This is a genomic window from Mesorhizobium sp. M4B.F.Ca.ET.203.01.1.1, assembly GCF_004791025.1.
GTDB lineage: Bacteria > Pseudomonadota > Alphaproteobacteria > Rhizobiales > Rhizobiaceae > Mesorhizobium > Mesorhizobium abyssinicae.
In genome coordinates this window covers 89,124-111,770 of sequence record NZ_SRUO01000019.1, presented here as the reverse complement: position 1 = coordinate 111,770, position 22,647 = coordinate 89,124, and the positions used below count along the sequence as shown (strand labels likewise).

Annotated in this window: 21 protein-coding genes; 11 read left to right on the top strand and 10 right to left on the bottom strand. The window is 58.1% G+C overall.

Annotation, left to right across the window (positions count from 1 at the left end; all coding sequences use genetic code 11):
- Nucleotides 1-8: 8 nt before the first annotated feature.
- The 9 genes from EN846_RS28965 to EN846_RS28925 form a co-directional block, all read right to left on the bottom strand.
- On the bottom strand, nt 9-257 hold the full coding sequence (locus EN846_RS28965) for an EscS/YscS/HrcS family type III secretion system export apparatus protein (protein ID WP_189523703.1): 249 nt from the start codon (nt 255-257) through the stop codon (nt 9-11).
- A 29-nt stretch (nt 258-286) separates the two neighbouring features.
- Nucleotides 287-952 (bottom strand): type III secretion system export apparatus subunit SctR, encoded by a 666-nt coding sequence (sctR, locus tag EN846_RS28960; protein ID WP_029354851.1) that lies wholly within the window; start codon nt 950-952, stop codon nt 287-289.
- Nucleotides 945-1,973: a type III secretion system cytoplasmic ring protein SctQ gene (gene sctQ / locus EN846_RS28955; protein WP_187331393.1), complete on the bottom strand. Its 1,029-nt coding sequence runs from the start codon at nt 1,971-1,973 to the stop codon at nt 945-947. The genes sctR and sctQ overlap by 8 nt, the downstream gene beginning before the upstream one ends.
- An 89-nt stretch (nt 1,974-2,062) precedes the next feature.
- Complete coding sequence (locus EN846_RS28950; protein ID WP_091595843.1) at nt 2,063-2,575, bottom strand: hypothetical protein; 513 nt, start codon at nt 2,573-2,575, stop codon at nt 2,063-2,065.
- Nucleotides 2,551-3,909 carry a type III secretion system ATPase SctN gene (sctN, locus tag EN846_RS28945; RefSeq protein ID WP_024505372.1) on the bottom strand — a complete coding sequence of 453 codons (1,359 nt, stop codon included), beginning with the start codon at nt 3,907-3,909 and terminating at the stop codon, nt 2,551-2,553. The genes EN846_RS28950 and sctN overlap by 25 nt, the downstream gene beginning before the upstream one ends.
- Nucleotides 3,906-4,529, bottom strand: a complete 624-nt coding sequence (sctL, locus tag EN846_RS28940) for a type III secretion system stator protein SctL (protein ID WP_095521256.1) — start codon at nt 4,527-4,529, stop codon at nt 3,906-3,908. Before sctL ends, sctN begins: the two co-directional genes overlap by 4 nt.
- On the bottom strand, nt 4,526-5,221 hold the full coding sequence (locus tag EN846_RS28935) for a nodulation protein NolU (RefSeq protein WP_281034022.1): 696 nt from the start codon (nt 5,219-5,221) through the stop codon (nt 4,526-4,528). Before EN846_RS28935 ends, sctL begins: the two co-directional genes overlap by 4 nt.
- Nucleotides 5,166-6,029, bottom strand: coding sequence for a type III secretion inner membrane ring lipoprotein SctJ (sctJ, locus tag EN846_RS28930; protein WP_095521257.1), 864 nt, complete (start codon nt 6,027-6,029; stop codon nt 5,166-5,168). Before sctJ ends, EN846_RS28935 begins: the two co-directional genes overlap by 56 nt.
- A gap of 9 nt (nt 6,030-6,038) precedes the next feature.
- Nucleotides 6,039-6,548: a nodulation protein NolB gene (locus tag EN846_RS28925; RefSeq protein ID WP_095521281.1), complete on the bottom strand. Its 510-nt coding sequence runs from the start codon at nt 6,546-6,548 to the stop codon at nt 6,039-6,041.
- Between the two features lie 186 nt (nt 6,549-6,734).
- On the opposite strand from EN846_RS28925, the gene EN846_RS28920 reads away from it, so the two are divergent.
- The 7 genes from EN846_RS28920 (at nt 6,735) to tdh (ending at nt 15,890) form a co-directional block, all read left to right on the top strand.
- Complete coding sequence (locus EN846_RS28920; protein ID WP_091595837.1) at nt 6,735-7,433, top strand: secretin N-terminal domain-containing protein; 699 nt, start codon at nt 6,735-6,737, stop codon at nt 7,431-7,433.
- 427 nt (nt 7,434-7,860) lie between these two features.
- A complete protein-coding gene (locus EN846_RS28915; protein WP_245518754.1) occupies nt 7,861-9,672 on the top strand; it encodes an HrpF/NolX family T3SS translocon protein in 1,812 nt (603 codons plus the stop codon).
- A 1,051-nt stretch (nt 9,673-10,723) separates the two neighbouring features.
- A complete protein-coding gene (locus tag EN846_RS36555) occupies nt 10,724-11,068 on the top strand; it encodes a helix-turn-helix domain-containing protein (protein WP_127282368.1) in 345 nt (114 codons plus the stop codon).
- Nucleotides 11,069-11,105: 37 nt separating this feature from the next.
- Nucleotides 11,106-12,443, top strand: a complete 1,338-nt coding sequence (gene glyA, locus EN846_RS28900) for a serine hydroxymethyltransferase (protein ID WP_091595829.1) — start codon at nt 11,106-11,108, stop codon at nt 12,441-12,443.
- A 57-nt stretch (nt 12,444-12,500) separates the two neighbouring features.
- Nucleotides 12,501-13,676, top strand: coding sequence for a methionine adenosyltransferase (gene metK / locus EN846_RS28895; RefSeq protein ID WP_063169265.1), 1,176 nt, complete (start codon nt 12,501-12,503; stop codon nt 13,674-13,676).
- Nucleotides 13,651-14,790 carry an adenosine kinase gene (locus tag EN846_RS28890; RefSeq protein ID WP_236370636.1) on the top strand — a complete coding sequence of 380 codons (1,140 nt, stop codon included), beginning with the start codon at nt 13,651-13,653 and terminating at the stop codon, nt 14,788-14,790. Before metK ends, EN846_RS28890 begins: the two co-directional genes overlap by 26 nt.
- 65 nt (nt 14,791-14,855) lie before the next feature.
- Nucleotides 14,856-15,890, top strand: a complete 1,035-nt coding sequence (gene tdh / locus EN846_RS28885; RefSeq protein ID WP_127282948.1) for an L-threonine 3-dehydrogenase — start codon at nt 14,856-14,858, stop codon at nt 15,888-15,890.
- Between the two features lie 1,084 nt (nt 15,891-16,974).
- Here tdh and EN846_RS28875 read toward each other — a convergent pair.
- Nucleotides 16,975-17,259: a hypothetical protein gene (locus EN846_RS28875; RefSeq protein WP_126089914.1), complete on the bottom strand. Its 285-nt coding sequence runs from the start codon at nt 17,257-17,259 to the stop codon at nt 16,975-16,977.
- Nucleotides 17,260-17,568: 309 nt separating this feature from the next.
- Between EN846_RS28875 and EN846_RS28870 the strand changes: the two genes are divergently transcribed.
- The 4 genes from EN846_RS28870 (at nt 17,569) to EN846_RS28855 (ending at nt 22,277) form a co-directional block, all read left to right on the top strand.
- On the top strand, nt 17,569-18,255 hold the full coding sequence (locus EN846_RS28870) for a response regulator transcription factor (protein WP_029354874.1): 687 nt from the start codon (nt 17,569-17,571) through the stop codon (nt 18,253-18,255).
- Nucleotides 18,256-18,326: 71 nt separating this feature from the next.
- Nucleotides 18,327-19,748 carry a type II and III secretion system protein family protein gene (locus tag EN846_RS28865; RefSeq protein WP_051695798.1) on the top strand — a complete coding sequence of 474 codons (1,422 nt, stop codon included), beginning with the start codon at nt 18,327-18,329 and terminating at the stop codon, nt 19,746-19,748.
- A 9-nt stretch (nt 19,749-19,757) separates the two neighbouring features.
- On the top strand, nt 19,758-20,321 hold the full coding sequence (locus EN846_RS28860) for a CpaD family pilus assembly lipoprotein (protein ID WP_029354878.1): 564 nt from the start codon (nt 19,758-19,760) through the stop codon (nt 20,319-20,321).
- A gap of 84 nt (nt 20,322-20,405) precedes the next feature.
- Nucleotides 20,406-22,277 (top strand): acyltransferase family protein, encoded by a 1,872-nt coding sequence (locus EN846_RS28855; RefSeq protein ID WP_091595825.1) that lies wholly within the window; start codon nt 20,406-20,408, stop codon nt 22,275-22,277.
- Nucleotides 22,278-22,647: the final 370 nt, after the last annotated feature.

Below are 22,647 nucleotides of genomic sequence, written 5' to 3'. Positions count from 1 at the left end.
GGGGCGGACTAGTAGCTAAGTGTCATTGCGGGAAACTCGGTGAAGATCTGATCGGCTAGCTCTATGAGCGGGGCGCCTAGCACAGGAGCAAACAGCCCAATCACCGCGACAACGACCAGAAGCTTCACGGTGAGCGGCAAGCTTTCATCCTGGATCTGCGTCGCCGCCTGGAGGATGCCGATGACGAGGCCGACAACCACTGATGCAATGAGCGGCGGTAGAATCCAGATCATGAAAACCACCAGTGATTGGCTCATAAGAGTAATGATGCTGGATTCAGTGATGATCAGCCTCCCGGTAACGTATAACTCAGCACAAGCCCATGCATCAATTTTGACCAACCATCAATGGCAACAAACAAAAAGATCTTGAACGGGACAGATATAACAGTTGGTGAGACCATCGACATACCCATTGCCATCAAGATAGTTGTCACTATCAGATCTATAACAATAAAAGGCAGATAAAGTAGAAATCCTATCTCAAATCCGCGCTTCAATTCTGATAGCAAGAAAGATGGTACAAGTATTGCAAAGTCATCAGGCGTGGCTGCAGCGTGCATTTCCTCTGGCCAGACCTTTTCTGTCGAAGATAGGAAAAATCGCCGCTGCTCTTCATTTGTGAATTTCTTGAGATGCTCGCGCAAGGGCTCACTTCCGGCTTTAGCGGCGCTTACCCAGTCGTCGAATGTCTGATAGTGGAGCTTGGGATCCGACATGCGGTCATAGGTCTGCTCAGCAACGGGCGCACTAACGAACATAGTGAGGATCATCGCCGCGGCGTACAGCACCACATTGGGTGGTATGGTCTGGGTCCCGAGCGCATTGCGGACGAGGAAAAGAACAATTGATACCTTTACAAAGGCCGTTGTCGTGGCAACTGCTAAAACCAGCAGACCGAGTCCGGCGGTAACCGCAAGAAGCGCCAGGATTGTCGGCTGAGCTTCACTCATTGCATGCAAACCCGCCACGGAGCCTGATGCCCAGCTCTTCTCCGATGCGGACAATGTCGCCACGCCCGATACGCTGACCATTGGCCACTATGTCGACCGGGCCGTCGATCGGCCATCCAAGTTCAAAAATATGCCCTTCGCCGGCACTTCTTAATTCCCCAAGAGAAATAGGCCAGCGGCCGCATTCAAAGACAAGCACGATCTCGACATCGTCGAGATCCTTAGTAAGCTCCAGTTGCGATCCGGGTTGTGTCATATGCGCATTCTCCAAAGGACACGGTCGCGGGCGGAAAGGCCCCCGCAAGATTAATTCATCGCCGTCAAGATCCGCCCCGGCGCACAACTGGCCGACAGCTAGGGTGATCTGGCCGCGGCCGAACGGCGCAATATCGGGCAACAATGCATCACCGACACATGCGCTTCGAAGAAGCGCCGCAGGAAGGCGAAGCGTGCCGACCTCTCCTGCAACAATGAGCGGGAGCTCTGGAGGCAGCCCGCCCAGCTGCCGCGGCAACTGGGCAAGCAGTTCGCCTAGCGCGCGAAACGCAGGCGGTACTAAGCCGTCAAGAGGCGTGAACAGGAATAGACGGCCCTTGCCCTTGACCGCGCCGAAAATGATGTCGAGTTCAAGATGAGGAGCCAGCATCGTGGCTTCGCATACGCGCACGAGTTGCACGTTCAGACGCGTCGTCTCCTCCAGTCGAGTGACAAGCGGCTCAAGAGCGAGTTCGAGAATAAGCGAAGCAGTTGGCTCGGAAGGGAAGGCCAAGCCGTTCTGCACTGTCGTGATGAACTCCTCTACGAGCGGGCGCGACAGCGACAAGATGACCGTCTCGGCTCCCACTCTCCAGACGCAGTCAAGCATCGGAATGGCAGCAGGTTCCTGCTGCCAGACAAGCCCTGCCGTTCGCACCGATAGCGGCACCTCGTTGATCCGGCTTTGAAACGGCGTGCGGGGCGCTGCTGTATCATTGAGCCACGAGACAACCGTGCGGGACAGTTTCAGAACTGGTTCGAACATGGCGGGTGTGACCGCAGCGGCTATCAAAGACTGCACGGTCGTGTCATTCGGACGACCTCTTGCGACTGTCGGATCCGGTTGCGCGGCATTTAGGCAAGCGACCCCCTCGCATATTTCAGCAGTATCTCGTCGTCGGCCTCGATCTCGGCTGCGGCCTCCGAATGAGTCTCGACGGCGCGCCGCACGTCGTCCTCGATTTGTTGCCATTTGTCCCTTGCCGCCGAACATATGACCCATAGCTCCCTCGTCCTGGACGCCGCCATCTCAGCCTCCTCTTGAGCGATTTGGGCATCATCAAGCATCTGCCGTCTGGAAGTGATCTCAGCGGCAAGCTGTTCAGTGTGAAGGCGGTGACGGTCGAGCGCTGCGCTAGACAAGTTGTCGAGTGACATCAGATGCTGATAGAGCGCTGCTTCTGTTCTTGAACAATGTTGCTGTATCATTGCAAGCTCCCTAGCGGCATTTTGTACGGCTGAGGCGGCCACATCGCGCTGGGCTTCCTTCTTGGACAGCTCGCCAAGGGCACGACGCTCTTGCATTTCCTTCAGAAGCCGTAACCTCGAAGACTGAACCCAGTTCACGCGGTCAGACGCGACATCCATGCGACCGTCTCCTCGAAATCTGACGCGTCATCTTCGCTCTGGCGCAGAAACTCCCTCAGTTCGTCGATTGACGCGACGGCCCGGTCAGTCAGGGGATCTCCACCTGGCTTGTATTCGCCAACATTGATCAAGAACTCGGTCTCGGCATAGCGCGATAGGAGCTCGCGGAAAATGGATGCTGCCTTGCGATGTGTCCCCGAAACGACTGCATCCATGACGCGGCTGCGACTCTGCAGCACATCAATAGCGGGGAAATGCGATCGCGCCGCAATAGCGCGTGAGAGGATGACATGGCCATCGAGAATACCACGCGATTCCTCGGCGATTGGATCACCTGTGCCATCACCCTCTACAAGCACCGTATAGAAGGCCGTGATTGAGCCCCGCTCACCCATGCCGGCGCGCTCGAGCAGGCCTGGCAGCATGCCAAAAACGGAAGGAGGAAAGCCCCGTCGCGTCGGCGGCTCACCCGCAGCAAGGCCTATTTCGCGCATAGCGCGGCAGAAGCGCGTCAGCGAATCCAGCATGAGAGCAACGCGTAGGCCCTGATCGCGAAAATATTCCGCGAGCGCAGTCGCCATTGGAGCGCATTGCGCACGCTCCACCGCCGAGCGGTCGGAGGTTTCAACCACGACGACCGTACGGAGAAGGCCCTCTTCACCAAGATTCCTTTCGATGAATTCACGAACTTCCCGTCCACGTTCGCCTATGAGCGCCACTATGACGACGTCAGCGGCGGCACCCTTTACGATCTGTGACAACAGCGTCGACTTGCCACCACCTGGCTCGCCATAAATCCCGATCCGCTGGCCCTCGCCGCACGTCAGCAGACCATCGAGGACACGGACCCCAAGCGGGAATGGCCGCTCAATCATGCGCCTCGTCATCGGATTGGGGGCTCTGCCATGCAGTGGCCGAGTTTCGACGGTCTTGATTTCGCCTTTGCCGTCCAATGGGCGGCAACGACTGTCGATCACGCGACCGAGCAAATCGCCGCCGACGGGCACCTCACGCATTCGGCCAGTGGCCACGACCTCTGCGCGGCTGGATAGGCCCACCAAGTCCCCGATCGGTGTCAGCAATACACCATCACCCGACAGGCCGATCACCTCGGCCTCGAGCGACAGCCCGGTTCGCGGGTCCTCTAGGAGGCAAAGTTCCCCAATACGAGTGTCTGGCAAGACGGCATGAACCAGTGTGCCGATAGCCCGCGTGATCCGACCCCGCACCGCACGCGTGTCAATTCGCTTGGCCGCAGCCCTCAACGACGAGATTGCTGGAACGAGAGCTCGAGTGTCGGCGTCAGCGTTATGTTCTGGGACGGGCTTTCTCATAGCTCGCCTTTTTCACAGAGCGTCCCGAAACCAAGGCGCAGCGCGCGCATCTGGGCGTCAAGTCCCAGGTCGACATTGCCGTACTCGCTCCACAGCACGCACCGTTGCGGCGACAACGTCGGGTCGGGCTCGATCCGCACCCTTGGTCGACCATCCTGGCCGTCGCATCGAGCAAACTCTCGTGCAAGCATGTCGACTTGCATGGGAGAAACATGAAGGCAAACTTCGGCGCCGCTGTATTGACACTCTATGGCGTGACGAACAGCCCTCACCAATAGCTCGCCCGGATCGAAAGCGCCGATAAGATCGCTCAATATTTCCATCACGAGCTGCGGCAATTCCTGCTCCAGAGCCGCCTTTCGTCGCGCGATTTCGGAGATTGTCTCCGCAATCAGCCCTGCCATCTCCTCGGTGCCTGCATTCGAGCCCTCCATGTGGCCGCGCGCCCACGCCCGCTGGTAAACGGCGCGTGCCCAGTTTCGAACGCGCTGCCGATGCCGTTCTGCCGCGGCAAGCGCTTGCGCGGCGCTGTGCCAGGTTTCGAGCTCGCTCGCGGGTATCAGTGGTCCGACTGGACGCATCTGCGGCGCTATTGGCCCCTCGGAAAGTTCGGCTGTCATTTCACCGGGGTCTCTGTCTCAAAATGAGCTAGTACAAGTGAAAGCAATTGGCCGGCGGCGGTCCAATGCTCAGGTGCTGGAGTCTCCGCGGCAGTCCCCTCGGGCAACCGAAGAAGCACGCGGTTACGCTCGGTCGCTGAACTGTCCTGGAGCCAAGCCCCAAGACATGCATGTCCATCGTATTCGATTTGCTGAGCGAGTTTTTCTGGGTCCGCGATCAGTCTGTTCTCAACGGCATGCAGCAGGTGTCGGATTCCGAATGCGTGTGCATCCACGCCGATGCGTTTAACAAGGATGGCAAGCTCAGGCTGAGAGACAAACGCGACCAGCGAACGGGCATGCCAGATACTACCAGCAAGAAGGGCAGCTCGATATGGATCGTGCCCGCGTAGAAGGTCCGGCCTGCAGCCGATGTGGTTCAGATCCACGTCATAGTTGCCCAGCAATTCTGCCAGCCTTGGATGCAGTCTGGAACACTTCTGCAACTTCACTAACGTTTCTGCCGATAACGCCGGATCAAGACGCGCCGCTAGACGGGTCGGATGGGCCGAAGCCGCAAGCTCGCTCGCGCCCGGAAAACGCAATTGGTGCGGACCATCAGGTCGGGCGGTCTGTATAGGCATTTGCAATGAGATGTCACCCACGTCCAATTGCAGGCATTCTTTTGCGAATGGCCTCGACAGCAGAAGCATCCCGGCGCCCCTCGACCTTGGAAACGCCGGTTGATTGCTTGCGCCGACGCGTAACAACGCTGACCAAGAGATAACAGGCCAAGGCGAATACGGCTGCGGCAAAACCTGTCACGGTCGCCAGAATTGGCGCAGGAAGAGGTATTGATGCTTGTGGCAAAACAGCAGTCGGATCGGGCCGTTGCTCGTGTGCGGACCGTTCTACCGGCACCAAAACCACTTCCACCTTATCGTAGGACAAGCCTTCGATGCTGTCGGCTACGAGCATCTTTATCTTTGGCAGCAGAGCCGCGACATTTGTTTTGGCGTCGTGCCTGATAAACACCGAGGCCGAGGATGGCGTGGCGCCGGCTCGCACAAGGTCGTTATGCGGCAGCACGACGTGAACACGTACAGAAAAAACGCCATCGATATCGCTGATCGTCCGCGACAACTCTTCGCTCAGGGCATACACGTAACGGGCACGCTCTTCGGTCGGCGAGGCAATCAGGCCTGATCCTTGGAATATCTCACCGAGGTTCTTGAAGGATTGGCGCGGCAACCCCTTGGCGTTCAGAAGGTTGATTGAGAAGGCGAGCAGCTTTTCGTCAACCTGGATCGTGCTGGTCCCATCCTTGGCGACCACCCGGATCGCGGCGACCCCGTTGTCTTCAAGAAGTGCGAGCATTTCATTTGCCTCACGCTCTTGCAATTGCGTGTAGAGGTCGGTTTTGCAAGCACTGAGGGCGACGAGAACTGGCAGCATGACAAGTCTAATCGACCGCCACCCTGACAGGCCACGCATGATTTCGCCCTTGGCCAAGCCAATCATGCGCCCGGTTCAGCCTTCCTTCAAAAGTTTATTCACGGATGATGTGATGCCGCTGACGCCTTTGGAGATAAGCGCCACCTGGGTGACGCCGTTGTAAACATCCCGAAGACCAGCCATCATCGTTTCGAAGTCTTGCCCTTGTTGAGGAATGCCCGAGATTCCGGTTCCCGCCTCACCTGCGACGGGAAGCTTCTGCGCCGGTCCCGGTAGAGCGCCCTTCGAAAGGGCTATGTCATGGTCGAGCGCGGGGAAGGAAACAGTGTTGTGTGGATATAGGGAGGAAATCGTCTGCAACACGCGATCGCCCATGCCGCTCGTCGGCGCAGCCGCGCGCTGAACATCCATCGCCGCAGCAACTGGCGCCGCACTCGCTGGCCCCGCGGCGGCATCGTTTTTCAGCGAGTCGGCTGCATGCCCTAAGGCGCGCTCAAACTGGGCCTGCTCGACAATCGACGGTGATCCGACCCTGGGGAGGCCAGCCGTTAGAGTGGCAGAGATCGACGTGACAGGCATCATCATGTAAGGACTCGGTTGCTCTCTCTGACCGGGCGAGCCCCGCCCATTCATCACCCGGTGTCGGCGCAACACTCCTAGGGGGGCAAGCTGACAACAAGCTGACTAACGGCGGCGTCATTTCGACATCTAAAATCTCTTCGGCAATTTAGTCACTTGTGATGATTTCAGCGTTTGGTTTATCAGTGCGACATGCCGAGAACGCTTATCCAACCCGTCACCCTGCATGTTTTGAGACTTCTCTGTGCCGGGTTTTTTCTGTCCACCGGGATTCACCCGGCGCACGCAGTCCCGCTGTCCCTTCCGGCGACACCCTATAGATACACGGTTCTGGATCAGGAACTCGCTGCAGCGTTGCAGGAATTCGGCAACAACCTGAATATCAGGGTCAACATCAGTCCTGCGGTGAAGGGGCGAATTCGCGGACGTATGCCTGATTTGCCACCGCGCGCGTTCCTCGACCGCTTGACGAACCTTTACGGTCTCCAATGGTACTATGACGGCCTTGTGCTCTATGTGTCTGCTGCACAAGAATCGCAAACTCGAATGCTTTTGATGACGTCGATTCGCTTCGATGCGTTCAAGGGGGCTCTCGACAAGCTTGATATCTCCGACGAGCGCTATGTAGTCAAACCCGTGCCAGGCAATGGCCTCGTCTTCGTTTCCGGTCCACCGCGCTTCGTCGCACTCGTGGAGCAGACCTTTAACGGCTTGGTGGCGGAGGCGCAGGCGCAGACTCACATAGCGGCCACGCCAAAGGAATCAGTGCTGATCTTGTTTCGCGGCTCCTCCACTACGGTCGTTCGCGACGGACGACCGGATGCTTCTTATTCTTCTGACATCCCACAACAGGATAGCGTTGGCGGGAAGCCTGAGCTGGGCAAGAAATGAACATTGAGGATTTGCCGCAGCTCTGAAGAACATGACTGCGGCTACCCCTTTGTGAACTCTTCGCAAACTCGTCAGTTTCTCGAAAGCTAATCCGCTCATGATGAGTCCCGGCAGCTCTCGCGGTGACTCCGGCCATTGTGTTGGACCGAACCTTGGAGCCGGCCCGGAACACAGCAATTGAAGGCAGGGCAGGCGCATTCGTGACCTGCCGACGCTTGGAATTGTCGAATTTTGTGAAACGCAAGGGATCTTCTGTCGGGGTCTCTTGTGGGGATTTCAACGTCACGTCTGAGGATGCACAATGTCGGCCAGCAATCTTTCAACTTTCTACCGCTCAAATTCGCTACAGTCCGCAAGGGGTTGGCCGGGCCTGAAAGTTTCCCATTTTGCGACCCAGCATCAGCAAAGTGCATCGTGCTTCGAAGCGATGCTGTCCACTTGTGTGCTGGCAAACAAGCCCGGCTCTTTCGCGCAAGGGGATCTGCCAACGTCGAATCTTGATTCGACAATGGATAAATTGCGGCAGGACCCTTTGGGCCATCTGGCACCGGATGTCGAATCGACATTGAAGGGCTTGGAGCAACACCCACTGGATCTGCTGCCGCCACATATGAGGGCGGCTCTCAAGGAGGACCAATCGCAACGCTCCAAGGCGACTGAAGCCCAACATCTGCTCCGCGTCACCCCGAAGATCGAGCCGGCTCCCAGGCCGAGCCCCGGAATCACGTGGAACGGTGGGTCGCTGACCACGGCTGAGTTGCAGATTGTTGCGGTACTCAACCGTCACAAGGACCAATGCCCGCTTAGTTGGAAGTCGTTGACCGAGAAAGCCAATGATCCCTCTACGCCACCGGATCTGAAAGCGGCGATCAAGGGACTGCAGCAGGATTCGGGACTTTTTTATGCGATTGGCTCGCAGGGCGACGGCCGCTGTGGAGGCAAGATCAACGCCAAGGACTTGGCCGGATTTTCAAACCACCACCCACAAGTTGCTGCATTTCAGGAAGCCCAAGCGCAAAGCTACGAGCAGAACTACATACCATCCGACGGCAGCGGAGGTTTGCAGCCTTCGGTCATGACCTTGAGCGATGCCTTGCGGGAGTTTTACCGGTACTCCGAAAATCTGTCCAAGGACCTGAGTCTGGATGAGTTCAAGAAAATGGTCGGCGGCGAATCGAAAAACGGCAAATTTCCGCCCCAGGTCATTGCGGCGGCGCAATATTTCCTCGATCACCCCGATGCTTGGAACCAGTTGTGCGGTGGCTCGAAAGGGAAGATGCACAAAGAGGATTTCCTGCAAGTGGCCTCATCGTCGATGAGCCTCACGCAAACTGAGCTGAATACGGTCGAGATGATCAAGGACCATCAGGACACGTTCTTTGGAAGCGGTGTTCTGACTCGCGACAAACTGGCGAAAATGAAAGACGACAAGAGCCTTGATCCGAAAGTGCGGGAAGCAGCCTCTCAGCTCCTTTCAGATCCTCTTTTGTTTGGCCTCCTGAACAATTCGATCACGGGCTATAAGACCCATCATAAATTCTTCGACTTTGGCGGCGGGCATACGGTTGATTCCGGCAATATCAGCAAAAAAGACTTTGCCCATTTTTGCACAAACATGTCGTCTGCGAACCGCAACGTTCAGCAGCCAATCACCCACGGCGCCCAAACCGCAGAAGAGCAGAATGCCGTCGCGGACATGAAGATGGGCCTGATGGACCAGCCTGACATTAAGTCAGCCAAAAAGAACGGCGGGGCCGTCATGCACGTCGTCGACTCCGTGCTCAAAATCGAGACGAAAGTGCTCGACTTGGCGGCAACGGCGGTGGGACTGCTCAGCTTCATTCCGGGCCTCGGACAAGTAGCCGATCTTGCCTCGATGGTTCTCGAGGCTGAGTCGCAAGCAGCCAATCTCCTGCGTACGGCCATTAACGGAGGCGATATGAAGCGAGCGCTGGAGGAAGCTGGCCTCAATATGGCCGCGCAGGCGATCGGCCTTATCGCAGGCCCCGAGGTCAAGCTGGCCATTCGAAATGGGCTCGTAAAGCACCTGATGGAAGAGGCCTTGGCGGCAGGCATTGATCTTTCGGTCTCGACGGCGAAGGACTACGCAGAAGGCTATGTGAATAACCTCCAAGCGCGCCTTGCAGGCGGCCCTGAGCAAAACCTAGGCCTTCCGAGCATGCCATCATTCCAGAGTGTGGCAAGCAATGTGCCCTTCGTCGGCATTGCCTTATCCTAGCCGTCGCCTTGCGCGGAAGCTTTGGCTCGCGCGCTGAGATAAGGGTCATTGTGGCACAAGCAGGGGTTCATCCGCATCAACGCAAGCGGTGTTCCTGACGCCATCTTGATCGGACTGTGAGGGAGATGTCCGAAGTCTGTGAAGGCTTCGGTATATGACGACTTCAGAGTTACGCTGAGCCCAGCCATCTCGAGCCGGTGCGCCGGGTCGAGGTTTTCACGGGCGCCGGCCGGCAGCGGGAATGGTCTCCGGAAGGCACGGCGCGGATGGTGGCGGAGCTGGCGCAGCCGAAGGAACGGCTGTCGCGCGCCCAGGGCGGCCTCCCGAACAGCCAGACGATGATCTCCTGCGGCCTATATCCTTGTGCCCACGCTCAAGGCAGTCGGCTGAAAACAGCGCTAAAACAGCATTATCCTGCACTGCACCCTCGATCCTTGCGCTCACCGATCGCTCGTCGACACGCACGCGGTCAAGTCGTTATCGGCGCTATGCCGATGGGCTTCGAGAGCAAGGTGGACGCTGAGCGGTGCGTCAGCCTCAGGGCGCGGCTGGCCAGCTTTGGGTCTCACGCTCTATGACGGCAACACCCGGCTGATCCACTTGGCCTGTTCGGGGGCTCCCGGCAGCGGCGCGGAAGCCACGGTCCGCCTTCCTCGGCTTCAGGCCAAAGACACCGCAGCATGCTCCAGAGCTATGTCTGCCGCCTTCGCCCCATCGTCGCTGGTCATGTGGAAAGGACAAGCAGGCTACGCACCCCATAATCCCGTCGGGCAGGATTCGACAGTCGACGGCGAGACATTCGCCAAACCTCACCCTTGATTCTCAGCAACGTTAAAAAAAATTCACATAATGTTCGTGAGCGTAGTCTCCTGTCAGGTGGTACATTAGCCCCAATATCTGGCGTCTTAGTCGTAGAAAGGACTGTGATCCATCTTCCATTAGCATCCATACCAGCGGATTTACAGCAAATGACAAGAAGAGATCTCATGCGGATTGATGGGGATAGAAGGGCTAGCGGCTTGCTGCATCCCGTCCGGGTTGATGCCAACCAATGTTGACACTGGTAAATCGCGTAAGGACGGCAGCGCATCTTGATCGCCTTCGAATCCTGGGCCTTTGCGCGCATGCGGATCTAACCGTCGGCGAGCTGGCCGATATTACCAGTCTGCCTCGCGAGCAGGTTCGACGCCACGTCCGGCGGCTGGTCAGAGCCAACTTTCTTTGCTGCAACGAACAACGTCCGCAGTCTTCGTACCATATGCAAGCAGGAGGCAAGGATGGCGGGCTGGCTCAATTGGTGGTCGATCTCCTGCCCCACGATGATGGTCATCATAAAAGAGACCTACAACGCCTGGAAGCAATACAAGACGCGCGGTTGAAGGGACCGCTTGCTTGATCGTGAAATAGATCAGTCCAAATGGAGCGCGACTACCATGGATAACTCCGCCGGCGGCGCCATCGCGCAGCCCGACACTTACGGGCGGCCTCACTTAGCCGCCGTCGACTCCCGCGTTCGCGAACTGCTTCTAAGACAGGAGCGCCAGGAGCGGACAACTCTCAAACTGATCGCCTCCGAGAACTTTGCCTCCTCGGCGGTGTTGGAAGCGACCGGGTCGATTTTCACCAACAAGTATGCCGAGGGATACCCCGGTGCGCGCTACTACGCCGGAAACGAGATCGTCGATGAGCTTGAGACCCTCGCGATCGAGCGCCTGAAAGCGCTATTTGGCAGTGAACACGCCAACGTCCAGCCTTATTCAGGCTCGCCAGCCAACCAGGCTGTCTATCGCGCGCTTTTGAGCCCCCGTGACAAAGTGATGGGCTTGCCTTTACCCGAAGGCGGCCATCTGACTCACGGTTGGTCCGTCAATTTTTCCGGCAGCGATTATCAGCGCGTCCCGTACAGGCTGCACGAAAAGACACAGCAAATTGACTATGACCACTTGCGCGAGACCGCCAAGCGGGAACGCCCGAAGCTAATTTGGGTCGGCGGAACTGCTTATCCGCGTATTTTTGACTACGCGGCAATGGCCGAAATTGCTTCGGAGGTGAACTCGTATCTGGTGGCTGACATCGCCCACATCAGCGGCCTGGTTGTCGCAGGAGTGCATCCGAACCCCGTGCCCCATTGCGATGTGGTCACCAGCACCTCTCACAAGTCGATCCGCGGTCCCCGGGGTGGCTTCATTTTATCAAGGAATGAAGACCGTTATCAGCCCCTCCATCATCCGAAGAGCAAACACAATCTGGCCAAACGTATAGACCGCGCCGTGTTCCCTCTTCTGCAAGGCGGACCGCATATGAATACTATCGCCGCGCTTGCCGTCGCTTTGCAGGAAGCAGCGAACTCGTCCTTTCGTGTCTACGGTCAGCAGATCGTCCACAACGCCAAGGCTCTGGCCCAGGCGCTTCTGGAGCGAGGTTATGAACTCGTCACCGGGGGCACTGACAATCACATGCTGATCCTTGATCTTCGGGACCGGCCGCTGTCAGGCAAAGCCTATGCGGAGCGCTTATCGCGTGCAGGCATCATTGCGAATTTCAATATGGTCCCGGGCGACCGGCGGCATCCGGCGCTGACAAGCGGCATCCGCTTAGGGACACCAGCGGTGACGTCCATGGGCATGCGCGAAACGGAGATGGTGCAGATCGCCGCTTTCATCGACTCGGTCTGCCGCCAGCCCGATGACCAGGAAGTTCATGCGAGCGTACGAAGAGACGTTGCCGACTTCTGCACTGCGTTCGATGTTCCCGGCATCCCCGACCGATAAGCCACCCCAATCCAGAAACTCCTCACTAACTCCAGCACTTGAAGCGAGGGCATTTTTATGACCAGGCAGTTCGTGTTCTCTTCCGAATCCGTCGGCGCGGGACACCCCGATAAGATGGCAGACAACATCTCCGATGCCATTCTCGATGCGGTCCTGCGCACCGATCCGAAGGCGCGCGTCGCCTGTGAAGTGTTGGTGAAGACGGGGATGGTCGTTGTGGCTGGCGAGATCACCAGCCATGCCCACATCGATTACAGCCAAGTCGCCCGCGATACGATACTCGATATTGGCTACGACGATGATGCGATTGGCTTTGATGGTCGACGTTGCGCCGTCGTTCTGGCCCTCACCGAGCAGTCGCCCGACATAAGCCAGGGCGTTGATGAAGGACGAGGGCAGGATCTCGGGCAGGGGGCAGGGGATCAGGGCATCATGTTTGGATTCGCATGCAACGAGACGGATACATTGATGCCCCTGCCGATCCAACTCGCTCACCATTTGACGAAAAGACAGGCCGAGGTCCGGAAAGCGGGACAGCTTGGCTGGCTGCGTCCGGACGTGAAATCTCAAGTGTCCGTACGCTACGAAGGGCTCCGCCCGGTGGCGCTGGATACCATAGTCCTGTCGACGCAGCATGACGAAGCGGTCTCACAAGCCACGGTACGCGAAGGCGTCATTGAGGAGATCATAAAACCGGTCCTGCCGGCCCACCTGGATACTTCGGGGATCAGATTTCTGGTCAACCCAACAGGGCGGTTCGTGGTCGGTGGGCCTGCCGGCGACTGCGGCCTCACAGGACGGAAGATCATCGTCGATTCCTACGGTGGGACCGGGCGTCACGGCGGCGGTGCCTTTTCGGGCAAGGACCCATCCAAGGTTGACCGCTCGGCGGCCTATGCCGCCCGGTATGTCGCGAAGAACATCGTTGCCAGCGGCCTTGCGGAGGTCTGCGAGGTTCAGCTTGCCTACGCGATCGGCGTGGCCAGTCCGGTTTCTGTCATGGTCAATACTTTCGGAACCGCAAGGATCGAGGAAAAAAGGATCGAGCGCCTTGTTCTCGAGGTTTTCAATCTCCGACCGAAAGGCATCATCAAGATGCTTGATCTCTTACGCCCGATATACCGCAAGACGGCGACATACGGACACTTCGGGCGTGAAGAGCCTGAGTTCACCTGGGAGAAGACGGACAAAGCTGACGATTTGCTGCGTGAAGCAGGACCGGCAGCTGCGTGAGGGCGGCTGGATCAAGCGCATGCGGCAACCCATTTCAACTCGCGAGACCACGCCCGGCCGGCATGGCAAGAAGCCGGCTCGGGTTTTTGGCGGAGATTTTGATGCGGATTATGACGTGCTCTGCATCGGTAATGCCATTGTCGACATCATCGCCCAGTGCGACGAGGCATTCCTCGAGACCAACGGCATCATCAAGGGAGCGATGAACCTCATCGACACAAGGCGCGCCGAGCTGCTCTACAGCCGCATGGGTCCGGCGATCGAGGCCTCCGGCGGCAGCGCCGGCAACACGGCGGCCGGCGTCGCCAGCTTTGGCGGCCGCGCCGCCTTCTTCGGCAAGGTCTCCAACGATGCGCTGGGCGAAATCTACGCCCACGACATCCATGCGCAAGGCGTCGCCTTCGACACCACGCCGCTCAAGGGTGAACCGCCGACGGCGCGCTCGATGATCTTCGTCACGCCCGACGGCGAGCGCTCGATGAACACCTATCTCGGCGCCTGCGTCGAGCTCGGGCCTGAGGATGTCGAGGCGGACAAGGCCTCTGGCGCCAAGGTCACCTATTTCGAAGGCTATCTGTGGGATCCGCCGCGCGCCAAGGAAGCAATCCGCCAGACGGCGATGCTGGCGCACGCGGCAGGCCGCGAAGTGTCGATGACCCTGTCGGATTCGTTCTGCGTCGACCGCTACCGCGACGAGTTCCTCGAGCTGATGCGTTCGGGTACCGTCGACATCGTCTTTGCCAACAGCCACGAGATCAAATCGCTTTACCAGACGGCGTCGTTCGACGAAGCGCTGGCGCAGATTCGCAAGGATTGCCGCATCGCCGCCGTGACCCGATCGGAAAAAGGCTCGGTGATCGTGCGCGGCGACGAGACCGTGGTGATCAAGGCGACCGCCATCAAGGAGCTGATCGACACGACGGGCGCCGGCGATCTCTATGCCGCCGGCTTCCTGCATGGCTACACGCAAGGCCGTGACTTGCAGACCTGCGGCGACCTTGGCTCACTGGCAGCCGGATTGGTGATCCAGCAGATCGGCCCCAGGCCCCGTCAGAATTTGCGCCGCGAGGCCGAGCAGGCGGGGCTGACCATTCCGGACGTTCAAACGAGTTAGTGGCCTACCTTCCCGTTGTGCAGGCTATCTCGCCAGAAGCGCAATCACGGAATAGGGAAATCCTGATGTCGAACATGATGAAGGCGCTGGTCAAGGCCAAGGCCGAGCCGGGCATCTGGATGGAAGAAGTGCCGGTGCCGGAAATCGGCCCGAACGACGTTCTGATCAAGATCAAGAAGACCGCGATCTGCGGTACCGACGTCCACATCTACAATTGGGACCAGTGGGCGCAGAAGACCGTGCCGGTGCCGATGGTGACCGGCCACGAATTCGTCGGCACGGTCGCCGACTTCGGCGCGGCAGTCACCGAATACAAGGTCGGCCAGCGCGTTTCCGGCGAAGGCCACATCGTCTGCGGCCATTGCCGCAATTGCCGGGCGGGCAGGGGGCATCTGTGCCGCAACACCCTCGGCGTCGGCGTCAACCGGCCCGGCGCCTTCGGTGAATATCTGGCGATACCGCAGCACAACGTCGTGCCGATCCCCGACGATGTGCCCGACGAGATCGCCGCAATCTTCGATCCCTTGGGCAATGCGGTCCACACCGCACTGTCCTTTGATCTGGTCGGCGAGGACGTGCTGGTGACTGGCGCCGGGCCGATCGGCATCATGGGCGCGCTCGTCGCCCAATGCGTCGGTGCGCGCAAAGTGGTCATCACTGACATCAACCCGGTGCGGCTGGCACTGGCGAAAAAGCTCGGCGTCCAGCATGTCGTCGACGTCTCGAAGGAAAAGCTGCGCGACGTCATGCCGGCGCTCGGCATGACCGAGGGGTTTGACGTCGGCCTCGAAATGTCGGGCGCAGCCCCCGCCTTCCGCGACATGATCGATACCATGAACAATGGCGGCAAGATCGCCATTCTGGGCATTGCGCCGACCGGCTTCGAGATCGACTGGAACAAGGTCATCTTCAAGATGCTGCATCTCAAGGGCATCTACGGCCGCGAGATGTTCGAGACCTGGTACAAGATGATCGCGCTGGTGCAGGGTCCTCTCGACGTATCGGGCCTGATCACACACCGCATCGGGGTCGATGACTACCTCGACGGTTTCGAGGCGATGAAGAGCGGCAATTCGGGGAAGGTGGTGATGGATTGGTAGGGATTGCCTTGGCCGCTCTTCAGGAAAAGCTGACGGGACAGCACCCCTCTGGTCCGCCGGACATCTTCCAACGAGGGGAACATGGCTGGGTGGAGAGCTATGGCTCCGCTAGGTGCGCCCCCTAATCATGATACGGCGACGTATCGCGGCCCATCCGATAACGGTCGATGGTGGCAATTCGCCTCAGCCGATGACGGAAACCCGGTGAACGGATGCTCACAGGCCCCCACGCGATCGTCTATTTCCTAAGATCTGCGATTGAGGTCGAGGTGTTGCCGCCGTTTCAGCGGGTAAGATGCGTTAGACGACTTCCGGTACCTTTCCGGTCAGCGAATTAAGGAAGGCAACGAGCCGCATTGGACAGGTCGTGCCATTCCGGTTCGGGGGAAGTATGGCGCGGCTCAGCATGGCGACACGGTCGGAACTGAAGCGGCGATCGTGGAGCGTTATCGCGGCGTTGACAAGCGGCGCATTCTGAATGAGTTCGGGGCGGTAATCGGCTATTATCGCAAGCGCGCGCGATCCGTCTTATGAACCGTCGTGAGCAGAGGCCGTCTGCGGGCAAGAGCCGCAGCCGCTGTTACGGCAGCGATGTCCGCGAGGCGCTCATCGTGTTGTGGGAGGCTTCGGAGCGGCTGAGGTCCGCATCGTCGCTCGCGGCGGCCAGCGCCGCCGGGCAGGAATGAGTTCGGCAGTTCGCCGCTCGGTGCAAGCCCGCACCTTCGGCGATTGGAAAGATCCGCCGCCCGGCTTTGTTGAGCGCATTCGGGCACGTCTTGGTCGGGGAGCTTCGTGCAGACGATGGTGCTGACCGAAATTGCCACCGGCTGGACCGAATGCATTCCGGTCCGCACGCGCAACAGCGGCAATGTGATCATGGCGATCAAGCAGGCCCGCTCGCGGTTTCCCTGACCCTGTGCTGCTGTTTGCCGGCATCCGCCCGCACAGGAAGAGCTTGGAAAGCGGTCGATCGTCGTGGCCTGAATGCGGAAATCGAGGAGCCGTTGGTCGTCGATCTCCAGCCTGAACGCGGTCGTTTCCTGGTGCCGCAAATCGGCTGTTGCATACACATCCCTGTCAGACGTCAGTTTTCCTCGCCCATTTTGGTGTCGAGACGCGAAGTGCTCTTTTGGACCAGCAAGGCTTTTTGGAAATCTGAGAGCGGCTTTCCGCGGGGCGCTCCATTTTTGAGCATCAAGCTACCACAGCCAATGACGCGCAGGTTCCACCAGACTCGCCAGCCTTGAAGGACAGCGAAAATAGCATAGCACGACAGACACAACAATCCATCAGGAAGCCGCAGTCGTTGAAGATGCGGCGCTGCATCCATACCGTGGATGCATTCGATCCAAATAATCGATTTGTTCAATCAGTTTCTCGAAAGCTAACCCTACCCTCTGTGGGAATCGGGCTCTGGGCCGCGACGCTGCCTTGCGAGCGCAGGGGCTGCACGTAGGAGAGATGATGCAACGAGAAATCGCACGCGGGTTGCTGGCGTCGTGGGTTCGCCGACCGGCGTATTTGAGCCCGTCAGTTGGTCCTCACCCGCGCCTATTGCCACCGAGCGACTTGCATGTCCCTCCAACTCGGACCTGTTCCGAGAGATGCGACGAGTTGCGCGCCGTGTGCTCCGATCAGATGGCCGCCGGTGACGCGTCTCTCTTCGATAGGAGATGAAATGCGAACGCTGCTCGTGGATCATCATGCGGATCTTGCGCGCGCCATGCGACTTGCGCTCGGGGATGGCGGCTTCGTCGTTGATGTCGTTGGTACTCTGGAACTGGCCTCGAGTGCATTTTCTTGCGCCAGCTATGAAATTCTCCTGCTGGAATTGGCTCTGCCAGATGGCGATGGCTTGGGTTGGCTGAGGCAGTTGAGGACCCACGGGCATTCAGTTCCTGCCGTCATTATGAGCAGCCTTAACGATCTCGATAAGCGAATTGCGATCTTCAACGGTGGTGCGGACGACTTTCTGCTCAAACCCGTCTCTACCGATGAGCTTATCGCCAGAATGAGAGCCATTCTGCGCCGGGCGTCACAGATGACCGACCTGAGGCTCGTATTTGGCAATCTCAACTTCGATCCGGTCGCCCGGCAGGTTTTCGTTGCTGGGCACCCAATGATGATCGCACGTCGCGAACTCTGTATTCTAGAGCATCTGCTTAACCGGGCAGGCCGCATCGTGCCCCGTGCGCAGTTGGAAGATCACCTCTATTCGTTCAACGACGACGTGTCTGCCAACGCGCTTGAAGTCGGAATCTATCGTTTACGTGGACATCTGACCAGATCAGGTGCAACGCCACGGATCAAGACCATCCGTGGCATTGGCTACATTCTAGAATTGACTGACGCGTCATCCGCATAGTTTGTCGAATCGAAAGAAGATCTATTTTGCTGATCCTTCAACATCCTTGCCCTGCGCTCAATTGGCGGGCGATCGCCATCAAGGTTCCGAGACCTGCAGTGCCCCGTTACCTGGGCCATCTCCTCTGCGCGCTTATTGTGACTTTCCCACTTGGTGTCGCGGCGCAAAACAAGCAGGACAAAGGCGCGCCGCGTGCGGCTTCGAATAGCATCAATGCCACGCTGACCCTTTCCTCTTCGCTCGGGGAGACCGTTCATCTGCCCGCGCCAGCCACGACCATCTTTGTTGCTGACCCGACGATCGCGGATTTTCAGGCACCATCGAGCAAAACAATCTTCGTCTTTGGCAAGAAATCGGGGCGGACCAGCCTATTCGCCTTGGACGGCAACGGCGAGCCTCTCGCCGAATTGCGTATCGTTGTCACGCAACCGATCGGGGATTTACGCGCCATGTTGCGGGAGCAGGTCGGCGACTATCCCATCCGCGTCAACTATACGCCGCGCGGCGCAATCCTTAGCGGGACGGCGCCCGACGCAGAGGTCGCCGACACCGCAAAAAGAGTCACTGAGCAATATCTGGGCGACGGAGCGCAAGTCGTCAACAACATCAAGGTCGCTGGATCCCTGCAAGTTAACCTCAGCGTGCGCGTAGCCGAAGTCTCACGCAGCGCCATGAAGTCACTTGGCGTCAACCTGTCCGCCTTCGGTCAAATCGGCAATTTCAAAGTGGGCGTTCTAAGCGGAAGCGGTGCAAGCGCTGGATCTGGTTCAACCCAGGGTGGCGGTACAGCAGAAATCGGATTCGACAACGGTGTCGTCAACGTCAGCGCGGTTCTCGACGCGCTCGCCAAGGAGCATATAGCTTCCGTCCTGGCTGAGCCGAACCTCACCGCTATGTCGGGTGAAAAAGCCAGCTTTCTAGCTGGCGGCGAATTTCCCATTCCTGTCCTGCAGGAAAACAGGCAGGTATCGGTTGAATTCCGTCACTTCGGCGTCAGTCTGGAATTTGTGCCGACAGTTCTCAGCAACAATCAAATCAACATTCACGTAACGCCCGAAGTCAGTGAACTGTCGACGCAAGGTGCCGTGCAAATCAACGGAATTTCCGTGCCGGCAGTTTCCACGCGCCGAGCCGATACGGTCGTCGAACTCGCCAGTGGGCAGAGCTTCGCAATCGGCGGTCTAATCAGGCGGAACGTCAACAATGATGTCAGGGCCTTTCCCTGGCTCGGAGAAATGCCGATCCTGGGACCGCTTTTTCGCTCGTCCTCGTTTCAAAAAGAGGAGTCAGAACTGGTCATTCTAGTTACGCCTTACATTGTAAGACCAGGCTCCAACCCAAACCAGATGAGCGCACCTACGGAGCGGGCGGCACCGGCTTTGAACGGAGGGGGCGCTCCGACGAATTCCGTGGCAAGTCCCCCGCGAGACCGCGCTGCTATCCGTGCGGGCGCGCCAAGCGCCCAGGGCGGTCTCGGCTTCATCATCGAATAGTGTCGTCCAATGATGTTGCGTTTTATAGTCCTCTTTGTCGCTCTGGCACCAAGCGTAAGTGGCTGCACAAGCACTACGCCAGTTGATGTCGAACCATCGGCATCAATGCTTGTCCGAGAGGAGACCACCCTCCTGACGTTGCAAAGCCTGCGCGCTTCCGAACGGCAGCGTTTGCGTGATTTCCTAAACAAGGCCAGTCGCGGCCGATTCGATGCCCTCCACCTCCTCATCAGCGGTTCGCCCCAGCTCAGCGCAGGGGTAGCCCATCAGGCCAGGCAGTTGGCAATCGAAGCAGACAACATTCAATTGCTCGATCAACACGACGCCGGCTCAGTGCGAATTGAGGCGATTGTCTATCACGCCCGTCCGCCGGTCTGTCCCTCATATGGTGCCTTACCCAATGAAGAATCCTTCAAACAGCCGCTTGGTTGTTCGACAGGATTTAACCTGGCCGTGATGGTCAACGATCCGCGCGATCTGCTCGACAATCAGGCCGTCAAGTCCGGCGATGGCGATCGTGCTTCTGTACCAGTTGCCACTTACAGAACATTCGGGACGGATAAAGGTGGCTGATACCGGCCCTTATCTTGGCAGCACTCCTACCGGAGATTGAAAGCTTCCAATCTCGTCCTGATCTAAAATCAAAGGAACCGCTGGATGCAATATAGGCGCGATATCGCGGGCCTTAGGGCTGTTGCTGTACTTCCGGTCGTACTCTTTCATTTCGGAATTTCGGCGATCCCGGGTGGCTTTAGCGGGGTCGATATCTTCTTCGTCATCTCCGGCTACCTGATCAGCGGAAGCCTCTTGGATGACCTTGAACGCGGCCAATTTTCGATCGTCAACTTCTACTGGCGCCGTGCCCGGCGCATTCTGCCGGCTCTCGTCTTTGTGATGCTTCTCACCTGCATTGCCGCATTGTTCATTCTTCTGCCATCGGATCTGCGCGAATTCGGTCTTAGCATCATAGCTGCCTCGACCTTCTGGTCGAACGTTTTTTTCTGGAAAACGTCAAGTTACTTCTCGATCGATGCCGCGCTTCGACCACTGTTGCACACCTGGTCGCTTTCCGTAGAGGAGCAGTACTACATCTTCGCCCCAATCCTGATGTTCCTAATCTATCGCTACATCGGGAAGCGCTGGCTGACGACACTTCTTCCGATAATTCTCTGCAGCTTCGTAATGGCGGTGATGGCGACATCGCTGGCGCCCACCGCCGGATTCTATCTGCTGCCGACCCGAATCTGGGAACTCATGTTGGGCGCCCTGCTCATGCTCAAACGCCCCCCGCCGTTGGGCAACAGATTCCTGATGGAGTCGGTGGGGTTGGCCGGATTTGGCCTTCTCGCCATCGGGTTCTTCGCGCTTTCGGAGAGCGACCCGTTCCCAGGCTACAACGCCTTGTATCCATGCATCGGAACGGCCCTTCTGATCTATGTTGGCCAAAATTCCCCCTCGACGGTCGCCAGCCGCATGCTCGAAGTCCGGCCGCTGGTCTGGATTGGGCTCATCTCGTATTCTTTGTATCTTGTTCACTGGCCGCTCAATGCGTTCGCGCATTATCTTTCGTTCCAAAAACTCGATCCTTTGATGACCGGTGCGATGTTGGTAGCAAGCCTCGCATTGGCTGCATTCTCCTGGAAGTTTGTAGAGCAGCCGTTTCGACAGAAGAGGGCCTTCACCGCCCCGGGGCCTATCTTTGCCTTTTCAGCGCTCGCGATCGTTGTTCTTTGTGCCGGCGGAGCGGCGGGGGCGCTCGGCAACGGCTTTCCGCAACGGTTTCCGGACTATGTCCAGCGGCGCATTTCCGTCGGGGACTGGAGGAATGGCATCTGTTTCAACGAGGGCACCAGCCGGATCGAAAGCTGGAATATGGAGGATTGCACGCGCACTCGCGGTTTTCCAACAACGGTTTTTTTGTGGGGCGACTCCTTCGCCGCGCACTATGTTTCCGGCCTGGGTGCTAACATAAATCGGTTGCAGGCGAACATCGTGGAATATACGTACGCCGGCTGCCCGCCGATACTCTCTTACTACTCTTACGCTCGTCTTGATTGTGTCCGGTTCAATCGCAAGGCCTTGGACATCATCTTGGAAGCGGACATCAAGACGGTTATCCTCAGCGGTAAATGGAGTGACTATGAGGTCAGAGGCTTCGACGGTCTTCAGCAAACAATCGATACGCTTCGTGCCCTGGGCGTGCGCGTGTTTGTCATCGGCCAGTCTCCGCAGTTCCCAACTGACGTCCGGAAAATTGCGTTCTTCGCCAAGCGCCAAAATCTGGACGATACGTCCTGGCCGATGGCGATGGACCCCGGCATCAACGAACGTGTGCGCTCATTTACCAAAGGCGCCACATTCATCGATCCGCTGAAATTCCTGTGCAGCGCAGGACGCTGCCCCTATTCCGACAGAGGAGAGTTTATGTATTTCGACTATGGTCATTTCTCTTCAGCCGGCGCCACACTGGCAATCTCGAAATACTGGCCGGCTTTTGGCAAAGACAATGCTCTTCCTAAGACGAAGTAGCGGGTCAGACGGCTGACAAGCACCAGTGCGGGTCCCTGTGATTGCTCCTGCTTCGGCAGCAGCCGCGACGATGGAGCTGTTCAGGTTTAAGGCCACCCGATAGCGACCTAGGATGGGTGCTGCCACGCGGATCGGACTAAGCGTGCATTATCACGTAAATGTTGAGAGAATGAATGGCGCCGCGAAGGGCAATTCCAGCCATCACAGCGACAGGCGTGTCGCGGTCCCGACATAGCAGTGGCACTTACCTGACACGGCCTCACACTGCCCTCTAAACGGCCCCGAATTTGAACTGACCACCCCTGGCCGGTTCATTGGGCAGGTCAAGGGCTAGGCTGTATTACACAGGGCTCACCCCTTTCAGTCTCAA

What these genes read in the sequence shown, in the direction of transcription:
- glyA (WP_091595829.1), top strand. Translation starts at nt 11,106, where the DNA reads ATGGATAACTCCGCCGGCGGCGCCATCGCGCAGCCCGACACTTACGGG.
- metK (WP_063169265.1), top strand. Translation starts at nt 12,501, where the DNA reads ATGACCAGGCAGTTCGTGTTCTCTTCCGAATCCGTCGGCGCGGGACAC.
- EN846_RS28915 (WP_245518754.1), top strand. Translation starts at nt 7,861, where the DNA reads ATGCTGTCCACTTGTGTGCTGGCAAACAAGCCCGGCTCTTTCGCGCAA.
- EN846_RS28855 (WP_091595825.1), top strand. Translation starts at nt 20,406, where the DNA reads ATGCAATATAGGCGCGATATCGCGGGCCTTAGGGCTGTTGCTGTACTT.
- EN846_RS28920 (WP_091595837.1), top strand. Translation starts at nt 6,735, where the DNA reads ATGCCGAGAACGCTTATCCAACCCGTCACCCTGCATGTTTTGAGACTT.
- sctJ (WP_095521257.1), bottom strand. Translation starts at nt 6,029, where the DNA reads ATGATTGGCTTGGCCAAGGGCGAAATCATGCGTGGCCTGTCAGGGTGG.
- EN846_RS28950 (WP_091595843.1), bottom strand. Translation starts at nt 2,575, where the DNA reads ATGGATGTCGCGTCTGACCGCGTGAACTGGGTTCAGTCTTCGAGGTTA.
- EN846_RS28935 (WP_281034022.1), bottom strand. Translation starts at nt 5,221, where the DNA reads ATGCTTCTGCTGTCGAGGCCATTCGCAAAAGAATGCCTGCAATTGGAC.
- EN846_RS28860 (WP_029354878.1), top strand. Translation starts at nt 19,758, where the DNA reads ATGATGTTGCGTTTTATAGTCCTCTTTGTCGCTCTGGCACCAAGCGTA.
- sctQ (WP_187331393.1), bottom strand. Translation starts at nt 1,973, where the DNA reads ATGTTCGAACCAGTTCTGAAACTGTCCCGCACGGTTGTCTCGTGGCTC.
- EN846_RS28965 (WP_189523703.1), bottom strand. Translation starts at nt 257, where the DNA reads ATGAGCCAATCACTGGTGGTTTTCATGATCTGGATTCTACCGCCGCTC.
- sctN (WP_024505372.1), bottom strand. Translation starts at nt 3,909, where the DNA reads ATGAGAAAGCCCGTCCCAGAACATAACGCTGACGCCGACACTCGAGCT.
- EN846_RS28870 (WP_029354874.1), top strand. Translation starts at nt 17,569, where the DNA reads ATGCGAACGCTGCTCGTGGATCATCATGCGGATCTTGCGCGCGCCATG.
- EN846_RS28925 (WP_095521281.1), bottom strand. Translation starts at nt 6,548, where the DNA reads ATGATGATGCCTGTCACGTCGATCTCTGCCACTCTAACGGCTGGCCTC.
- EN846_RS36555 (WP_127282368.1), top strand. Translation starts at nt 10,724, where the DNA reads ATGTTGACACTGGTAAATCGCGTAAGGACGGCAGCGCATCTTGATCGC.
- sctR (WP_029354851.1), bottom strand. Translation starts at nt 952, where the DNA reads ATGAGTGAAGCTCAGCCGACAATCCTGGCGCTTCTTGCGGTTACCGCC.
- tdh (WP_127282948.1), top strand. Translation starts at nt 14,856, where the DNA reads ATGTCGAACATGATGAAGGCGCTGGTCAAGGCCAAGGCCGAGCCGGGC.
- sctL (WP_095521256.1), bottom strand. Translation starts at nt 4,529, where the DNA reads ATGACAGCCGAACTTTCCGAGGGGCCAATAGCGCCGCAGATGCGTCCA.